Below are 14,883 nucleotides of genomic sequence, written 5' to 3'. Positions count from 1 at the left end.
CGGCATCGCAGCGCGCGCTGCCGCTGATCGCGCCCGGCAGCGGCTGCCCCACGAACGCCCCCGCCAGCGTCGCACGCACCCGCCCCTCCGCCGATTCGCACGCGCCATCGACGAACCGCACCGTCACCCCGTCGAGGTCGAGCGCCGTCACCGGCAGCGGCGCGAAGGCATTGCCCGGCGACAGCGGTCCGCGCGCATCGATCACCGCCGCGCGGTTGCGCCCGATCTCGACTGTGCCCGCGATCCGCTGCGCGCTGTCGTCGCCCTGGCCCTGCAAGGCGATCCGCGCGCGCCCGATCAGCAGCGCGACCGGCGACAGTCCCGCGTCCAGATCGCCCAGCGCGATGTCGCCGAACTTCGCCTCGACCAGCCGCCCGGACCACAGGCTGCCCGTCACCTCGCGCGCGGTGAAGCCCTGCCCGTCCAGCCCGCTCCACCCCAGCGCCAGCCGCAGCGGCAGGAACGCCAGCATCGCCAGCGCGAAGAAGGCGAGGAACAGCGTGCGACGCCCGGTCGCCAGACGGATCCGCATCAATTCCCCCGCGTCCGCAGCGTCATCTGCGCGGTCACGCTGCCCGCGCCGTTGCCGGATACGCTGAGCGAGTCGACCAGCACACCGTCCGCCTCCAGCCCCGCGATCCACTGCATCAACGCCCCCGCGCGCGCGGTCGCGATCGAGGTGCGGATCCGCCCCGGCGCCTCGACGTCGAGGCTGGCGAGCGCGAAACCCGCCGCATCGGCACGCGCGCGCACCACATCGGCCAGCGGCGCGGACAATGGCGCGGCACGCCGCTGCAACGCCTTGACCTGCGCCAGCCCGGCCTGCGCCTCGCCCAGCCGCACCACCGCATCGGTATAGCGTTCGCGTGAAGAGGACAGGCCGTTGCGCACCGGCACGATGATCGCGCCCCACACCAGCGTCACGATCGCCAGCGCGACCATCACCAGCAACAGCCGCCGCTCGCGCGGCGACCGGCCGTCGAACCAGACCTTCAAGGCGTTCATGGCCGCACCGTCATGTCGCCGGTCAGTCGCCCGGCCGATTGCTGGAACACGCTCGATTCGACCGCGAACCCGGCCGCCGCCAGCCGCGACTTGACGGTGTTCGCCTGCGCCTCCCCGGCCAGCGACAACGACACGCGCAGCGCACCATTGGGCTCGAACTGGAGCGCGGTCACTTCGGTCTCCGGCACCGCCTCGACGATCGCATAGACGGCGGCGGCGGTGCGCGTGAAGCCCTGCCCCGGCCCGCGCAGCTGCGCCACCCGCTCGGCCAGCATCCGCGTCGCATCGCCGTCGCCGGTGCCGCGCGGCAATCCCTGTCGCGCGATCGTCGCGGCGCGCTGCTCGATCGCGTCGGCACCGAACGAATAGCGCATGATCCGGACGACATCGATCGCCAGCGTCGCCAGCAGGATCAGCCCGGCCAGCACCGCCAGTCGCCGCATCAGTCCCCAGTCGATGGCGGCGCGCCGCCGCCGCCGCGCGAACGCGCCCTGGCGCAGGTCGAGCGCCGGTTCGGCGATCGCCGCCACCGCCGCGGTGCGCAGCGCATCGGCGTCCAGCGCGCGCGGCGCCTCGCCGCGCGTCACCAGGTCGGTCAGCACCGGCTCGTCCGCCCAGCCGGTCGTGCGCCCGCGCACCACCTTCTGTCCCGGCAGGTCGCCGCGCCAATAGCCTTCCTCGGGCTCGGGCAGCAGCAGCGGCGCGGGAACCAGCGCGGCGGGATCGATCCCGCGTTGCGCCAGTGCCGCCAGCCAGCCCGCCATCCGCGCCGGGGCGACCACCGCGATCACGCGCTCGCCATCGCGCTCCTGCCCGACCGCGACGTGCAGGTCGTGCGCCGGCTCGGCGGTGGCATCGCTCACCACCACGCGCGCCGCCGCCACCGCCTGCGCGGCCGACCGCGCCGGCAGTGCCGCCCAGTGCAGCGTCACCGCATCGGCGGGCGCGACCGCGACGACGCGATCCGCGTCGGTCAGGTCGGGAAGCCCCTCGCCCTCGCGCTCGAACGCGTCGTCACGGATCCGCCACCAGCGCCACGGCTGCGAATCGTCGGTCGGCAGGAAGAGGAGCGTCGCGGCTGTCATGGTACATCCCCCCATTGCCGCGTCACGAGCCGGACGGGAAGGGTCCGCGCGTCGATCAGCCCCTCCTCATGCAATTCCGCGCCGCCGTTGGCGACATCGATCCGCAACGCGAACCACTTGCTGGTCGTCGCGGTCTGCTGCTGCGCGCCCAGATCGACCGAACCGCCGCTGCTCGCCAGTTGCGCCCAGAACTGGTCGACGCTGGCATAGCCGTTCGGCGGACGACGCAGCAGCAGCGCCTGCGCCTGCGCGATCCCCAGCGTGTCGGGCAGCAGCATCGCCAGCAACGGCGCCTGTTCGGGCAGCAGGGTGTTGACGTTCAGCACCGATTGCTGCGCGATCGGCAGCGTGCACAGCCACGGCCGCATCGCCCGATAGATGTCGGGCGTCACGCCCTTCACCGCGCGAAACTCGCTGACGTCGGCCATCAGCGTCCCGGCGGTGCGATAACCGCGATAGGCCGGATTCTCCGCGCCGCCCGGCAACGGCTCGTCGTTGCTGTCCAGCCAGTCGGCGGTGGCGACCGCGACCGCATCGCCGTCGGGGACGCGCAACAGCCGCATCAGCCGCTGAAAGCGCGTGATCGCCTGCCCGTTGACGCTGTACGTTCCCTCGAAGGCTGGCGACACCAGGCCGTTGAGATTGAAGCAATTGCCGCCGTCCGTGACACGCGCGGTGGCGGTGCCGCCGGGGATCGGCAGCCCGAACGGCCGCCCGCTCCACCCGCCGGTCAACGCCACGCGGTCGCGCGCCTGCTCCAGCAGCGACGTCACGCGCCGCGTCGCCAGCGTCTCGGCGGCATAGGCATAGCCGCGCGCGGCATCCAGCGCGACCGCATTGGCGGCCAGCCGCGTCGACAGCCGCAACCGCTCCAGCGCGGTCGCCGCCATCACCGCGATCACCGCCACCAGCAGCAGGACCGTCAGCAGCGCCGCACCGCGCTCGCCCTTATCGCGGCGCATCGATCGCTCCCTGCGGCGTGCCCGGCCCGCCTCCCTGCTGCGGCCCCTGCCCCTCGGCGGCGCGCGGCGCGCCGGTGCCGACCAGGAACAGCAAACGATAGGATTGCCCGCCGCCGCGCACGACCGTCAATTCCATCGCCTGCGGCAACGCGGCGCGCTCGTCGCCCTGCCACGTATCGCTCCACGCGCCGGCATAGCGGAACCGCACCCGCACCTCCTGCACGCGATCGAGCAGCAGCGCGGCCGGTAACGGCGCGGCCCCGTCCAGCGCGGGATAGGCGACGCGCTCGATCCCCTCGGCGGACAGACGATATTCCACCTTCTGCAACGTGGCGCGCGGCGCCTGATCGGGATTGCTCCATCCACCGCGCACGAGGCGCAGCATCGGCTGCGCGTTGCGATCGCCGCTGAATGCGGGGAACAGCGTCCCCGTCACGTCGCGGGTCGGTCGGTCCTGCGCCTGCGCCAGATCGGCGGTCATGATCGATACCAGCCGGTTCAGCGCCGCATTGTCGTCCAGCGCCGCGGCCATCGCGCCCTGCGCGCGGACGCTGAACGCCAGCAACGCGACGCCCGCCGCCGCGATCATGCCGAAGATCATGAGCGCGATCATCACCTCGACCAGCGTGAACCCGGCCTCGCGCGGGGGGCGCGCGCTCACGGCCCGGTCCTGACCTGCGCGACCGGGGCGGCGGGGGGACGCACCATCGTCGCGCGGCCCATCACCGCGCCGCCGGCATCGCTGACCGCGACATCGACGCGCTGCACGTCGCCGTCGCCCAGCGGCTGGACCTCGCGCACCCAGTTCCATGCGCGCCCGCCGGCCTGCTCCACCCCGGTCGCGCGTCCGCGCACCGGCGGCTGCGCGTCGGTCACCGCCTCGATCGCGACGTTGCGCGCGACGATCTGCGCCAGCAGCGTCGCCGACACGAATCCGGTCGAACGGATCGTCTGCCCCTCCAGCCGGATCAGCGCCAGCGCGGCCAGGCTGAACACGACCAGCGCGACCATGATCTCGATCAGCGTGAAGCCGCCCTGTCCGGCACGCCCGTCCCGGCGAACGCCCGACCGCCGCGAAACTTGCCGCTCCCGCCTCCTTCGGTCCGGCACCCCGGCGAAGGCCGGGGTCCATGTTTCCGCAAAAGCGACGACCGGTGCGTGTGCGGAAACATGGATGCCGGAACGCGTCCGGCATGACGAAGGGACGCTCGCGGACCGCGCGCGAACACCGGGGTCCGGTTCGGTAACGCCGGTGGCGCGACCGATCCGTTCCGTCGGCGGACCACGGCGTCTGCCGGGCGGGCACGGGGCCGCGGGGCGGCGGGCGGCGCCGCGCTCACCCCGCGACACGGACCGTCCCATCCGCCTCGATCGTCACGTCGGTCCGCATCCCCTCGCGGGTCAGCGTCACCGTCATCGCGCGGTCGGCAAGGCCGGTGGTGTCGAAGGTCAGCCGGTCGCGCGCCGGCCCCGCCGCCGCCGTGCCGGGCTTCCAGCGTTCGACGCCCAGCGCACCGTCCATCGGCGTCCATGCGCCGCCACGCCACTGGTCGAAGCCATAGCCGCCCGGCGTCACCCACAGGCTGACCGGGCGCGCCTCGACGATCGCCGCGTCATGCGCGGCGCGGGTCCGTACCGCGAAGCGCGCCGCCTCGTCCATCAACCGCCCGCGCGTGTCCGGCATCATCAGCACCGCCGCCGCCGAGGCGAGGCCGATGACGGTGATGACCACCATCAGCTCGATCAGCGTGAAGCCGCCCTCGCGCCGTGGCGACTCCGGCTTCGCGTTACTGCCAGGAACCGATATCGGCATCGATCCCCTGCCCGCCGTCCTTGCCGTCCGCGCCCAGCGTCCAGACGTCGGCGGCGCCATGCTGCCCCGGTGAGGCGTACAGATACGGCCGGTTCCACGGATCCTGCGGCAGGCGCTTGATATAGCCGCCCGCCTGATAACGCGCCGGATCGGCGCCCGCCGGTGGCGACACCAGCGCCTGCAACCCCTGCGTCGTCGTCGGATAGCTGCCCATCTGCAGGCGATAGAGTTCCAGCCCCTGTTCGATCGTCGCGATATCGGCCTTCGCCTTCTGGATGCGCGCGGTGTCGCCCGACGGCAGCACGTTCAGCGCGACGATCGTCGCCAGCAGGCCGATGATGACGATCACCACCATCAGTTCGACCAGCGTAAACCCGTTACGCTTCTTCCGACGGTTCTTCTGTTCGGTCGACATAGGCATTCTCATTGTCCGGCCAGCGTGTTGAGCTGAAGGATGGGGAGCAGGATCGATAGCACGATCGTCGCGACGATCGCGCCCATGATGACGATGATGAGCGGCTCCAGCAGCGACATGGCGGTGGCGGTGAAGCGATCGAACTCGCGCTCCAGATAATCCGCCGCGCGCTCCAGCATCTCGTCCAGCCGCCCCGCCGCCTCGCCGCTGGCGGCCAGATAGACCAGCAGCGGCGGAAACACCCCCGCGCGCCGCATCGCCGCCGACAGACTGCCGCCGCCACGGATCGATTCGGTGATCTCGTCCGATGCCGCCTTCAGCCGGCGGTTGTGGATCGTGCCCGCGGTCAGGCTCAGCCCTTCGAGCAGCGGCAGGCGGCTGGCGACCATCGTCGACAGCGTGCGCGCCATCCGCGCCGCGTGCAGGTCGCGCAGCAGCCGCCCGAGCAGCGGCACGCGCAGCAGCCAGCTGTCGAACGCCAGCCGGATCGGCGGCTGGCGCAGTGCGGCCCAGGCCCCGACGCCGATGGCGATCAGCGTCAGCAGCATCAGCCACCACCACCCCACCAGAACGTCCGATAATCCGATGACCACCCGGGTCAAAAGGGGCAATTCCTGACCGACCGTGTCGAACTGTTCGACCACCTGCGGCACGACGAAGGTCATCAGCGCCAGGACGACGCCCAGCGCGACGGTCGCCAGCACGGACGGATAGGCCATGGCGGTCAACAACTTGCCGCGAATCTCCGCCTGCCGCTCCAGCAGTGTGGACAGCCGCTCCATGATCTGCGGCAACGTCCCCGAACTCTCGCCCGCCGCGACCATCGCCCTGTAAAGCGGCGGAAAACTCTTGGGCTCGCGCGCCATCGCGTCCGCCAGCCGCCGCCCCTCGACCACCGCCGTGTGAACGGTCTGCACGATCGCGCGCACACTCTCCTGCTCGGTCTGGCGGGTGATCGTGCGGAGCGATTCCTCCAGCGGCGACACGCGGTTGAGCGTCGCCAACTGCCTGGTAAACAACGTCAATTGCTTGCCCGACATTTTCGGGCGGCCCAGTTCCAGCCCGAACAGCGGGCGGGTGCGCGCCTGCGGCGTCGCACCGGGATCGATGCGAACGACGTACAGCCGCTTGCGGTTGAGCGCGGCGCGCGCCGCCTCCATGTCGGTCGCGCTGACATGCCCGCGCGTCTCGTTCCCGCGCGTGTCGATCGCGAGATAGTCGAAGTCAGCCACTGGCGATCGCCGCCTCCGCCGCATCGGCGTTTTCGCTGCGGGAGACGCGAATCGCTTCCTCGGCAGTGGTTTGGCCACTCTCCACCAGCCGCCGTGCGGCGGTCGCCAGCGTATCGTTACCGGCGAAGGCATGGCGCGCGATGGCGTCTTCGTCGCCGCCCTCGTTGATGAGGCGGCGGACCACCGCATCGACCCTCACCGCCTCGTAAACGCCGATCCGGCCACGGAAACCCGTCCGATTGCATTGCTCGCACCCGACCGCCTCATACACAGTCGTTCGCGGATCGATGCCCAGCAGCGGCGCGACCGTCTCCGCCGCCGGCACCGGACGCGCGCAATGTTTGCACAGCCGCCGCACAAGCCGCTGCGCGATCACCGCGCGCAGCGTGGAGGCGAGCAGGAACGGCTCGACCTTCATGTCGCGCATCCGGGTGATCGCGCCGACCGCGTCGTTGGTGTGGACCGTCGACAGGACGAGGTGGCCGGTCAGCGACGCCTGCACCGCGATCTCGGCGGTTTCGCGGTCGCGGATTTCGCCGATCATCACCGTATCGGGATCCTGCCGTAGGATCGCGCGCAAGCCCGCCGCGAACGTCAGGCCGACCTTGGCATTGACCTGCGTCTGCCCCACACCTTCGACCGCGTATTCGACCGGATCCTCGACGGTCAGGATGTTGCGGCTACCGTCATTGAGCAGACGAAGCGCGGCGTAGAGCGTCGTCGTCTTGCCGCTGCCGGTCGGGCCGGTCACCAGCACGATTCCGTTCGGCTCGGCGATCGCCTCGCGCAGCAGCGCGTACATCGGCGCGCTCATGCCGAGCGCGTCGAGGTCCATCCCCGCATTCTCCTTGTCGAGGATACGCAGCACGACGCGCTCGCCCGCCCGGCTCGGCAGCGTGGACACGCGGACGTCGAGCAATTTCCCTCCCAACGTCAATCCCATGCGCCCGTCCTGCGGCACGCGCCGCTCGGCGATGTCCAGACGCGCCATGACCTTTATACGGCTGACCACCACCGGCGCGACATGCGGCGGCATCCGGAGCGTTTCGCGCAACACCCCGTCGATCCGCATCCGAACGACCAGCCCGGTCTCATAGGGCTCGATATGGATGTCCGACACGCCGTTGCGCGCGGCATCGGCGATGATGCCGTTGATCAGCCGGATCGCCGGCGCGTCGTCGGCGGTGTCGAGCAGGTCCTCGGCGGTCGGCAGCCCCTCGGCCAGAATATCGAGTTCGTCGCCCATGCCGACGGCGGCGGCGGCGGTGGCCTGTCCGTCCATCGCGTAATTGTCACTGAGCAGCCGGTCGAAGGCGACGGGCGGCACGACCGCGACGTCGAACGCGCGACCCAGCACGCGCCTGACCTCGATCAGCGCGCGCGGATCGCTACCCTCGCGCAGCGCCACGCCCTCGCCGTCCAGCACCACGCCGAACTTGCGCGCGAAGGCATAGGGCAAGGCGACCGGCGGAATGACCGGCACCGCGCCACCAAGCACGGTCGCCCCCTCGGGCGCGGGTGGCAATGGCGCGGCGGCGGCGTCGATCTGCGCTCCGGTGCGCAAGCTCATTTCCGCTTGCCCTGCGCGGGGATCACCGTCGTCGAATTGCGATAGACCGGTACCGCGACGCGCGGATCCTCGATACTACCGGGCAGGCCGGAGCCGACCGCGGGCAGCGGCGGCGTGGCGCCGAGATAGTCGCGGACGAGCTGGTCGATCGACGGCTCCGACGCGGGATCCTGTGCCGCCTGTTGCACGCGCAGATAGCCGTAGCGCTGCTCGGTCACGCGACGATTGTCGGCCGCCGACCGGATCACGGTCGGGCGAATGAAGATCATCAGGTTCGACTTGGCGCGCGTCTTCGCGCGGCTTTTGAACAGATTGCCCAGCACCGGAATGTCGCCAAGGAATGGAATTTTCTCGATCGTGCGGCGCTCCTCGTCGGACAACAGCCCGCCGATCACCCCGATCGCGCCGTCATCGACGGTCAGCACCGTCTCCACCTCACGCTTGTTCAGGATCAGGTCGGAATTGTTGCTGCTGACCGGACCGGCGATCGAGCTGACCTCCAGATGCAGGTTCATCTTGATCGTACCCGACGAATTGACCTGCGGGCGGACGTCCAGTCCGATGCCGACGTTCTGCCGTTGCGTCGTACGGAACGCATTGTTGAAGTTGTTCGACAGCGCCTCACCGGTGGTGACGGGGATTTCCTGCCCGACCAGCGTGTGCGCCTCCTGATTGTCGAGCGTCATCACCTGCGGCACCTGCAACAGGTTCGAGCGCGTATCGCTCTTCACCGCATTGATGATCGCGCCGAAGATCGTGCTGCCGACCTGCCCGCCAAACCCCGCGAAGCCGCCCTGCGAGCCGATGATCGAATTGATCGCCGATTGCGTCAGCTGGTTGGAGGCGGTGTTGTTGACGTTGGTGGTGGTGCGCGTACCATCGGGCGCGACGACCGTCGTCTGCGTGCTGCCCAGCTTCTGCGCACCGATCGCACCCGCGATCTGAAGGATGTTGGGTGCGGAGTTGCTGAAGGTCGAGGCCGCGAACGCGCCGCCGTCGATATTGCCCAGCAGGAATTGCGCGCCCAGCCGGTTGACCGTGCTGTCCGACACTTCGGCGACGATCGCCTCGATCAACACCTGCTGGCGCCGCTGGTCGAGCTTCTGGATCACGTCGCCCAATTGCCGCTGCACGTCGGCGGGCGCGGCGACGACGATCGCGTTCGCGCCGGCGTAGCGGGTGACGACCGCCGCGCTGCGGCCACCCTCGCCGCGGATCGCAGCCTGCTGCGGCTGTCCGCCGGATTGCTGCGCGCTGGCCTGCGCGCTCTGCTGGCGCGGCGGTTGCGGGGTCGCGCCGACGCCCGTCGGTCCCGTGCTGCTGGTGCTGAGCCCGGTACGGGTCAGCCCCTGATCCTGGATCGAATCGGGCGCCTGGCCGACCAGCTGCTGCAGCACCGGCAGCAACTGGTTCGCGTCGGAATTCTCCAGGAAGATCACGCGAATCTCGTTGGCGTTGCGCGCGCTCTGGTCCAGTTCACGCGCCAGCCCGGCCAGCCGCGCGACCGTCTGCGGATCGCCGCGCAACGCCACCGCGTTGCTGCTCTCGATCGCCACCGCCGACGCGCCGCCGGTCGCCGCCGAAGCGCCGCCCTGCGCCGCCCCGCCGATCAGCCCGGTCAGCGCGGTCGCCACCTCGGTCGCGCGCGCGTTCTTGAGCGGGATGATCCGGGTCGCCGACGTATCGGCGTCGATCCGCCGCACCACCTCGCGCACACGGCGCACATTGTCGGCGAAGTCCACGACCACCAGGCTGTTGCCGCCGCGATTGGCGGTCACCGAGCCCTGCGCGCTGACCAGCGGCCGCACGGTATCGACCGCCTGCGCGGCATCGACAGAGCGCAGCCGGATGATCTCCGTCACCAGCTGATTGCGCGCCGCCCCGGCCAGACCGATGCGCCCCGGCTGACTGGCGGCATTGTCGATCGGCTGCACGCGGAACGCGCCGTTCGCGGTCGGCACCGCGACCAGTCCGTTGGCACGCAGCGTGGAGAGGAACACCTCCAGATATTCGGTTCGCGACAGCGGGCGATCGGTGACGACCGTCACCTTCCCCTGCACGCGATTGTCGATGATGAAAGTGCGCCCCGTCACCTTCGCGGCATCGGCGATGAACGCGCGGATATCCGCATCGCGCACGTTGAGCGTGGTCTGCGCCAGCACGGGCTGTGCGGCGGCGAGAAGGGCAACGGGGGCCAGCAATCGGGCGGAACGGTTCATCGTGTTACCGGAATGGTGAGCGGCAGCGGCTGCCCGCCGCGCTCCACCGTGAGGGAAAGGGAGCCGCCCGCGGCGCGGCCGCGCGTGAGCTGGTCGAGATCGGACGCGCTGGCGATGGTACGCCCCGCGACCGAGGTGATGACGTCGCCGTCGCGCAGGCCGGCGGCGCGGAAGGCGTTGCCGCCCTGCCCGCGCACCGTGAGCCCGCTGATCTTGCCGCCCTCGATACGCGGGATCGCGCTGATCTCGGACCGCAATTGTTCGGGTGAGACGGTACCGCCGCCGCCCGCCGCGGGCGGCGCGCCGCCGGGGGATACCTGCGGCGGACCGGCGCCGGGTGGCGGGGACGGAGGTGGCGGATTGACCGCCGCATCGGCGTCCGGGGCCGGCGCGCCACCGGTCGGTGCGCCCGACTGGTTCAGGTAGAGATCCTCGGTCTGACCGCCGCGTTCGAGCGTGACGTGATCGAAGGCAACCGACCTCAGGATGACGCCGGGGGCCACTTCCTCACCGACCGCGACGCTTTTCTGCACGCCGTCGGGGCCGGCGATAATCGCCGCGCCGCGCGCCTGCGCGCTGTCCATACGGGTGCCAAAAAGCGTAAGCTGGAGCGAGGTGACGACCGCCGGTCCCTGCGCCTGCACCTGCCCGCTGACACGGTAGAAAGGATCGAAGCCGGCGAGCACGCCGGCGGCGTCGGCGGGCACGGTCGGCCCCGCCGGCACCCACGCGCCGAGCGGCGAGATCGGGGTCAGCACCACCCATGCCAGCCGCGCGCATTGCACCGCCAGCCCGGCGATCAGCACCAGCTCCGCCGCCGAATAAATGTTCACCACGGGCAGCCGCCGCAGGATCGCCCGCGCCCGGGCATCGAATTTCAAACGCATCCGCCTGGCCCAACTCCCCGGGAAACGGCCGCTAGGTTTACCATATTACGTGGGTATTGCGTGTTTGTGTAATATTTCTGTTCTTGGGCGCGATGCCCGGATTGTGGCAGGGAACGGACATGGCCACCGATCCGATCGCCGCGCGCCTGTCCGCCGTTCCGGGCATCCAGCGCCTTCCCAATCCGAAGCTGACGCTGTTCGTCAAGCGCGACTTCCTTGATGCCGACACCTGCGCGCATCTGATCGCACTGATCGACCTGGGGCGTCGGCCCTCGACGATCGCCGATGCCAACGGCGACACCGCGTTCAGGACCAGCGAGACCTGCGACCTGCCGGGCGACGACCCGGTGGTGGCGCGCGTCGACGCGGCGCTGGCGGCGGCGACCGGGCTGGACCCGCTGCACGGCGAACCGATGCAGGGGCAGCGCTATGCCGTGGGGCAGGAATTCAAGGCGCATACCGACTATTTCGAGCCGAACGGCGCCGACTTCGCCCGTTATTGCAGCGTCGCGGGCAACCGGACCTGGACCGCGATGATCTACCTGAACGTGCCCGAGGCGGGCGGCGCGACGCGCTTCAAGGCGGTCGACAAGACGATCCAGCCCGAAACCGGCAAGCTGGTGTGCTGGAACAATTGCCGCGCCGACGGCAGCCTGAACCCGGCGACGCTTCATCATGGCATGAAGGTACGCGGCGGAACCAAATATATCGTTACCAAATGGTATCGCGAACGTCCCTGGGGCTGGTGAGGCCAGTCATGACAAACCCCGCCGCATCGTGCGATGCAGCGGGGCTTTTTCGGCGTGTTCCGGCTTAGAAGGTCACACTGGCACCCAGCGTGAACACGCGGCCCAGCCGGTAGTTGTTCACGTTGACGACATTGCCGCTGTCGAAGATCTGCCGCTCCTGATAGCGGGTGCCGGTCAGGTTGCGGCCTTCCGCCTTGATCTCGATCTTGCGACCCAGGAACTCGGTCTGCTGACGCGCGACCAGATCCAGACGGATACCGGGACGCTCGACGATATCGGGCTGGAACCCGCTGCCGCCCAGCAGCGACGGTCCGCGGTTGGTCACGCGGTCGCTGGCATAGTTGAACAGCGCGGTGACCTGCGTCCCGTTGTCCTTGTCCTCATAGCCGAGTTGCAGGTTGACGAGATGGTCCGACTGACCGGTCATCGGCGCGCCGTCACGGAACAGCAGTCGCGCCGGCGCGAAATTGGCCGGGCAGCCGCCCAGCGTCGTACCTTCCAGCACGCCGGGGACGCAGGTGTCGTCGGCGGTGATCTTCGACTGCGTATAGGTGTAGTTGGCGATGATGACCGCACGCTTCCCCGCCATCGCCTCGCCGATGAAGTCGAGCGGCACGTATTTCTGCACCTCGATCTCGGCACCCCAGAGAGTCGCCTTGGGCAGATAGGTGAAGCCGGTCTGGAGCCGCGCGTCCGGGGTGGGGTAGAAACCCACCTGCTCGATCGGGCGATCGATGCGCTTGTAGAAACCGGCTAGCGTGATCCGCTGGTCACGCGCGTAGAACCACTCGTAGCGCGCCTCGAGGTTGTACAGCTCGGAGTCGCGCAGGCGCGGGTTGCCGAAGAACAGGCGGTCGGACTCGAAGTCGCGATACGCCTGCGGCGCCAGCTCGCGGAACTGCGGGCGCGCGATCGTCTTCGACGCCGCCAGTCGCAGTTGCATGTTCTCCGCGAAATTCCACGTCAGCGTCGAGGCCGGCAGGAAATAATCGTTGTTCAGGTTCGTGCCGCTCTGGCCGATCGGCACCACCGTCTGCTTCGCGGTCTCGTAGCGGACGCCGATGATCGCGCGCAGCCCGTCGAACGCCTCCGCCTCGGCCTGGATGTAGCCGGCATGGATGCGGAGCTTGGCGTCGTAGGAATAGGCGCCGTTCTGCCCCGGGGAGAAGCGCAGTTGAACCGCATTTTCGGCTCGCGTGCCGGTCAGCGCCGCCGGACAGCCGTTCAGCACATCGGGCGACAGCAGGTAATCGGGGCGGTACAGGTTGCACGGGAACGGGATCGCCTGCCCCGACACCGTCTGATAGGTGAACGGCAGACGGGTCGAGGTGCGGTCGTTGTCGGAGAAGTAATAGCCGGTCGACAGCGTGAACGGCCGCTCCGTCGACAGCTTGTAGGTGACGTCGGCCTGCCCCGAGTACAGATTCTCGTTCAGATCGCTGAACGCCACCGTGCCGAACGCGCCGAACGAGTTGTTTGACTGCCACACGCCGGGACATTGCAGCGCCGTGCCGCCGATCGGCTGCTGCACCACGGTGTTCAGCGTGTTGTTGCAGCTGTAGACGAACTCGCGCTCATACGGGGACTTGCGCTGTGAATTGGCATAGGCGCCGCGCACGTCGATCGACAGCATGTCGGTCGGCTTGAACTCGCCCACCAGCTGCGTCTCGATCAGCTGACGCTCGAACCAGTTGGTGTTCTGCTGGAACAGCGGCAGGCCGCTGGAATTGTTATAGACGGTCGCCGCCGAGGCGCGGCCCTGCTTCAGCGTGTCGTGGATATAGACGTTGGTCCAGCGGACGCGATGCTCGCCGAACTCCGCGCCGAAGCCGAGCAAGCCGTTCACGGTCGCGCGATTGTCGGTGATGACGGTGCTGAAGTCGTTGCGGGCGGTGCCATTGGCACTGATCGTGTCCTGCTGCCGCGTCGCGCGCGTCCGCCAGGTGTTGCCGATGCTGCCGTTCGCGATCAGCCCCACGCGCGCGCCGCGCAGATCACCGGTCAGCCCCATGCTGAGATCGCCCGACCAGTTGGCGGGAATATCGCTGTTGCGCTGGAGCAAGGTGGTACGCGCATTCGACATCAGCGCCAGCTGCGCGGCCGGGATGATGCCGTCGCCGGTCGGTGCGTTGCGGATGAACCCCGGCACCTTGCGCTCGCCCGAGTCGTAACCCAGCCAGTCGCTCGGCGACCCGTAATAGGTATAACCCAGCCGCCCCGTGGTCTCGGTATCGACCGCGACCGACGTGCCGCCGGTAATGAAGTTCTCGTCCGGAATCGCCTTGGTGGTCAGATTGATGACGCCGCCGCCAAACTCGCCGGGATAATTGGCCGAATAGGTCTTCTGCACCAGCGCCGACCCGACGATCGAGGTCGGGAAGATGTCCAGCGGCACCGTGCGGCGCAGCGGCTCCGGACTGGGCAGCGGCGAGCCGTTGAGCAGCGCCGAGGAATAGCGATCGCCCAGACCACGCACGAAGACGTAGCCGTTGCCGACCACCGACAGGCCGGTGACGCGGGTCAGCGCGCCCGCGATGTCGCCCTCGCCGGTGCGCGCGATATCGGCGGCGGACAGGACGCTCACCACCTGCGCGGTCGAGCGGACGACGTTGGGAATGTTGCGGCCGACGACGACGATGTCCTCGCCCGCCGAGGTGTCGACGCCCGGCGCGGAAACCTCCGCCTGTTCCTGATCCGGCGCGGCCGGCGTTTCCGCGGTCGCGGCGGGATCGGCGCTGGTGGCGGACGGCGTGGAGGGCGCGGGCGTCCCGCCGGCCGGCGGCGCGACCTGCGCCAGCGCGGCGGGCGCGACCAGCGTCGTGGTCAGCAGGAGGAGCGAGGCATAGGCGATGCGCTGTCGCATGATGGGGCTTTCCGGTCGAATGTCAAAGAACGGGGCCGGGGCGGCGCTGTTGGGCGCGCCCCGGCCACCGCCGGTTCATCAGG

The 14,883-nt window shown here is 69.6% G+C and carries 14 protein-coding genes; 1 reads left to right on the top strand and 13 read right to left on the bottom strand.

All coding sequences use genetic code 11. The features are described from left to right. From gspN to NS334_RS07255, 12 genes are all read right to left on the bottom strand, one after another. Positions 1–532: type II secretion system protein N (gspN, locus tag NS334_RS07310; RefSeq protein ID WP_058755314.1), on the bottom strand; the 532-nt coding region annotated here is incomplete at its 3' end. Further along, positions 532–1,005 (bottom strand): type II secretion system protein GspM, encoded by a 474-nt coding sequence (gene gspM / locus NS334_RS07305; protein ID WP_058755313.1) that lies wholly within the window; start codon positions 1,003–1,005, stop codon positions 532–534. The genes gspM and gspN, both read right to left, overlap by 1 nt. After that, entirely contained in the window at positions 1,002–2,090 is a 1,089-nt protein-coding gene (gspL, locus tag NS334_RS07300; protein ID WP_058755312.1) for a type II secretion system protein GspL, read from the bottom strand. Before gspL ends, gspM begins: the two co-directional genes overlap by 4 nt. After that, positions 2,087–3,052: a type II secretion system minor pseudopilin GspK gene (gene gspK, locus NS334_RS07295; protein WP_058755311.1), complete on the bottom strand. Its 966-nt coding sequence runs from the start codon at positions 3,050–3,052 to the stop codon at positions 2,087–2,089. The genes gspL and gspK overlap by 4 nt, the downstream gene beginning before the upstream one ends. Next, positions 3,039–3,713 (bottom strand): type II secretion system minor pseudopilin GspJ, encoded by a 675-nt coding sequence (gene gspJ / locus NS334_RS07290; protein WP_083500314.1) that lies wholly within the window; start codon positions 3,711–3,713, stop codon positions 3,039–3,041. The genes gspK and gspJ overlap by 14 nt, the downstream gene beginning before the upstream one ends. Continuing rightward, the gene (gene gspI, locus NS334_RS19060; RefSeq protein WP_275044678.1) at positions 3,710–4,162 is read right to left on the bottom strand and encodes a type II secretion system minor pseudopilin GspI; all 453 of its coding nucleotides are present in this window, start codon (positions 4,160–4,162) and stop codon (positions 3,710–3,712) included. Before gspI ends, gspJ begins: the two co-directional genes overlap by 4 nt. A gap of 226 nt (positions 4,163–4,388) precedes the next feature. After that, the gene (locus NS334_RS07280) at positions 4,389–4,865 is read right to left on the bottom strand and encodes a GspH/FimT family pseudopilin (RefSeq protein ID WP_083500312.1); all 477 of its coding nucleotides are present in this window, start codon (positions 4,863–4,865) and stop codon (positions 4,389–4,391) included. Then, the gene (gene gspG, locus NS334_RS07275) at positions 4,840–5,280 is read right to left on the bottom strand and encodes a type II secretion system major pseudopilin GspG (RefSeq protein WP_058755308.1); all 441 of its coding nucleotides are present in this window, start codon (positions 5,278–5,280) and stop codon (positions 4,840–4,842) included. Before gspG ends, NS334_RS07280 begins: the two co-directional genes overlap by 26 nt. An 8-nt stretch (positions 5,281–5,288) precedes the next feature. Beyond that, on the bottom strand, positions 5,289–6,512 hold the full coding sequence (gene gspF, locus NS334_RS07270) for a type II secretion system inner membrane protein GspF (protein WP_058755307.1): 1,224 nt from the start codon (positions 6,510–6,512) through the stop codon (positions 5,289–5,291). Next, the gene (locus NS334_RS07265; protein WP_058755306.1) at positions 6,505–8,082 is read right to left on the bottom strand and encodes a GspE/PulE family protein; all 1,578 of its coding nucleotides are present in this window, start codon (positions 8,080–8,082) and stop codon (positions 6,505–6,507) included. Before NS334_RS07265 ends, gspF begins: the two co-directional genes overlap by 8 nt. Then, entirely contained in the window at positions 8,079–10,301 is a 2,223-nt protein-coding gene (gene gspD / locus NS334_RS07260) for a type II secretion system secretin GspD (protein WP_058755305.1), read from the bottom strand. Before gspD ends, NS334_RS07265 begins: the two co-directional genes overlap by 4 nt. After that, a complete protein-coding gene (locus NS334_RS07255) occupies positions 10,298–11,188 on the bottom strand; it encodes a type II secretion system protein N (protein ID WP_058755304.1) in 891 nt (296 codons plus the stop codon). The genes gspD and NS334_RS07255 overlap by 4 nt, the downstream gene beginning before the upstream one ends. 119 nt (positions 11,189–11,307) lie before the next feature. Between NS334_RS07255 and NS334_RS07250 the strand changes: the two genes are divergently transcribed. Then, entirely contained in the window at positions 11,308–11,937 is a 630-nt protein-coding gene (locus tag NS334_RS07250; protein WP_058755303.1) for a prolyl hydroxylase family protein, read from the top strand. Between the two features lie 64 nt (positions 11,938–12,001). Here NS334_RS07250 and NS334_RS07245 read toward each other — a convergent pair whose 3' ends face one another. Then, positions 12,002–14,800, bottom strand: a complete 2,799-nt coding sequence (locus tag NS334_RS07245) for a TonB-dependent receptor domain-containing protein (RefSeq protein ID WP_058755302.1) — start codon at positions 14,798–14,800, stop codon at positions 12,002–12,004. Positions 14,801–14,883: the final 83 nt, after the last annotated feature.

The organism is Sphingomonas endophytica (assembly GCF_001476895.1).
GTDB lineage: Bacteria > Pseudomonadota > Alphaproteobacteria > Sphingomonadales > Sphingomonadaceae > Sphingomonas > Sphingomonas endophytica_A.
The sequence above is the reverse complement of the archived record's forward strand: the minus strand, read 5'-3'. Positions and strand labels throughout refer to the sequence as shown.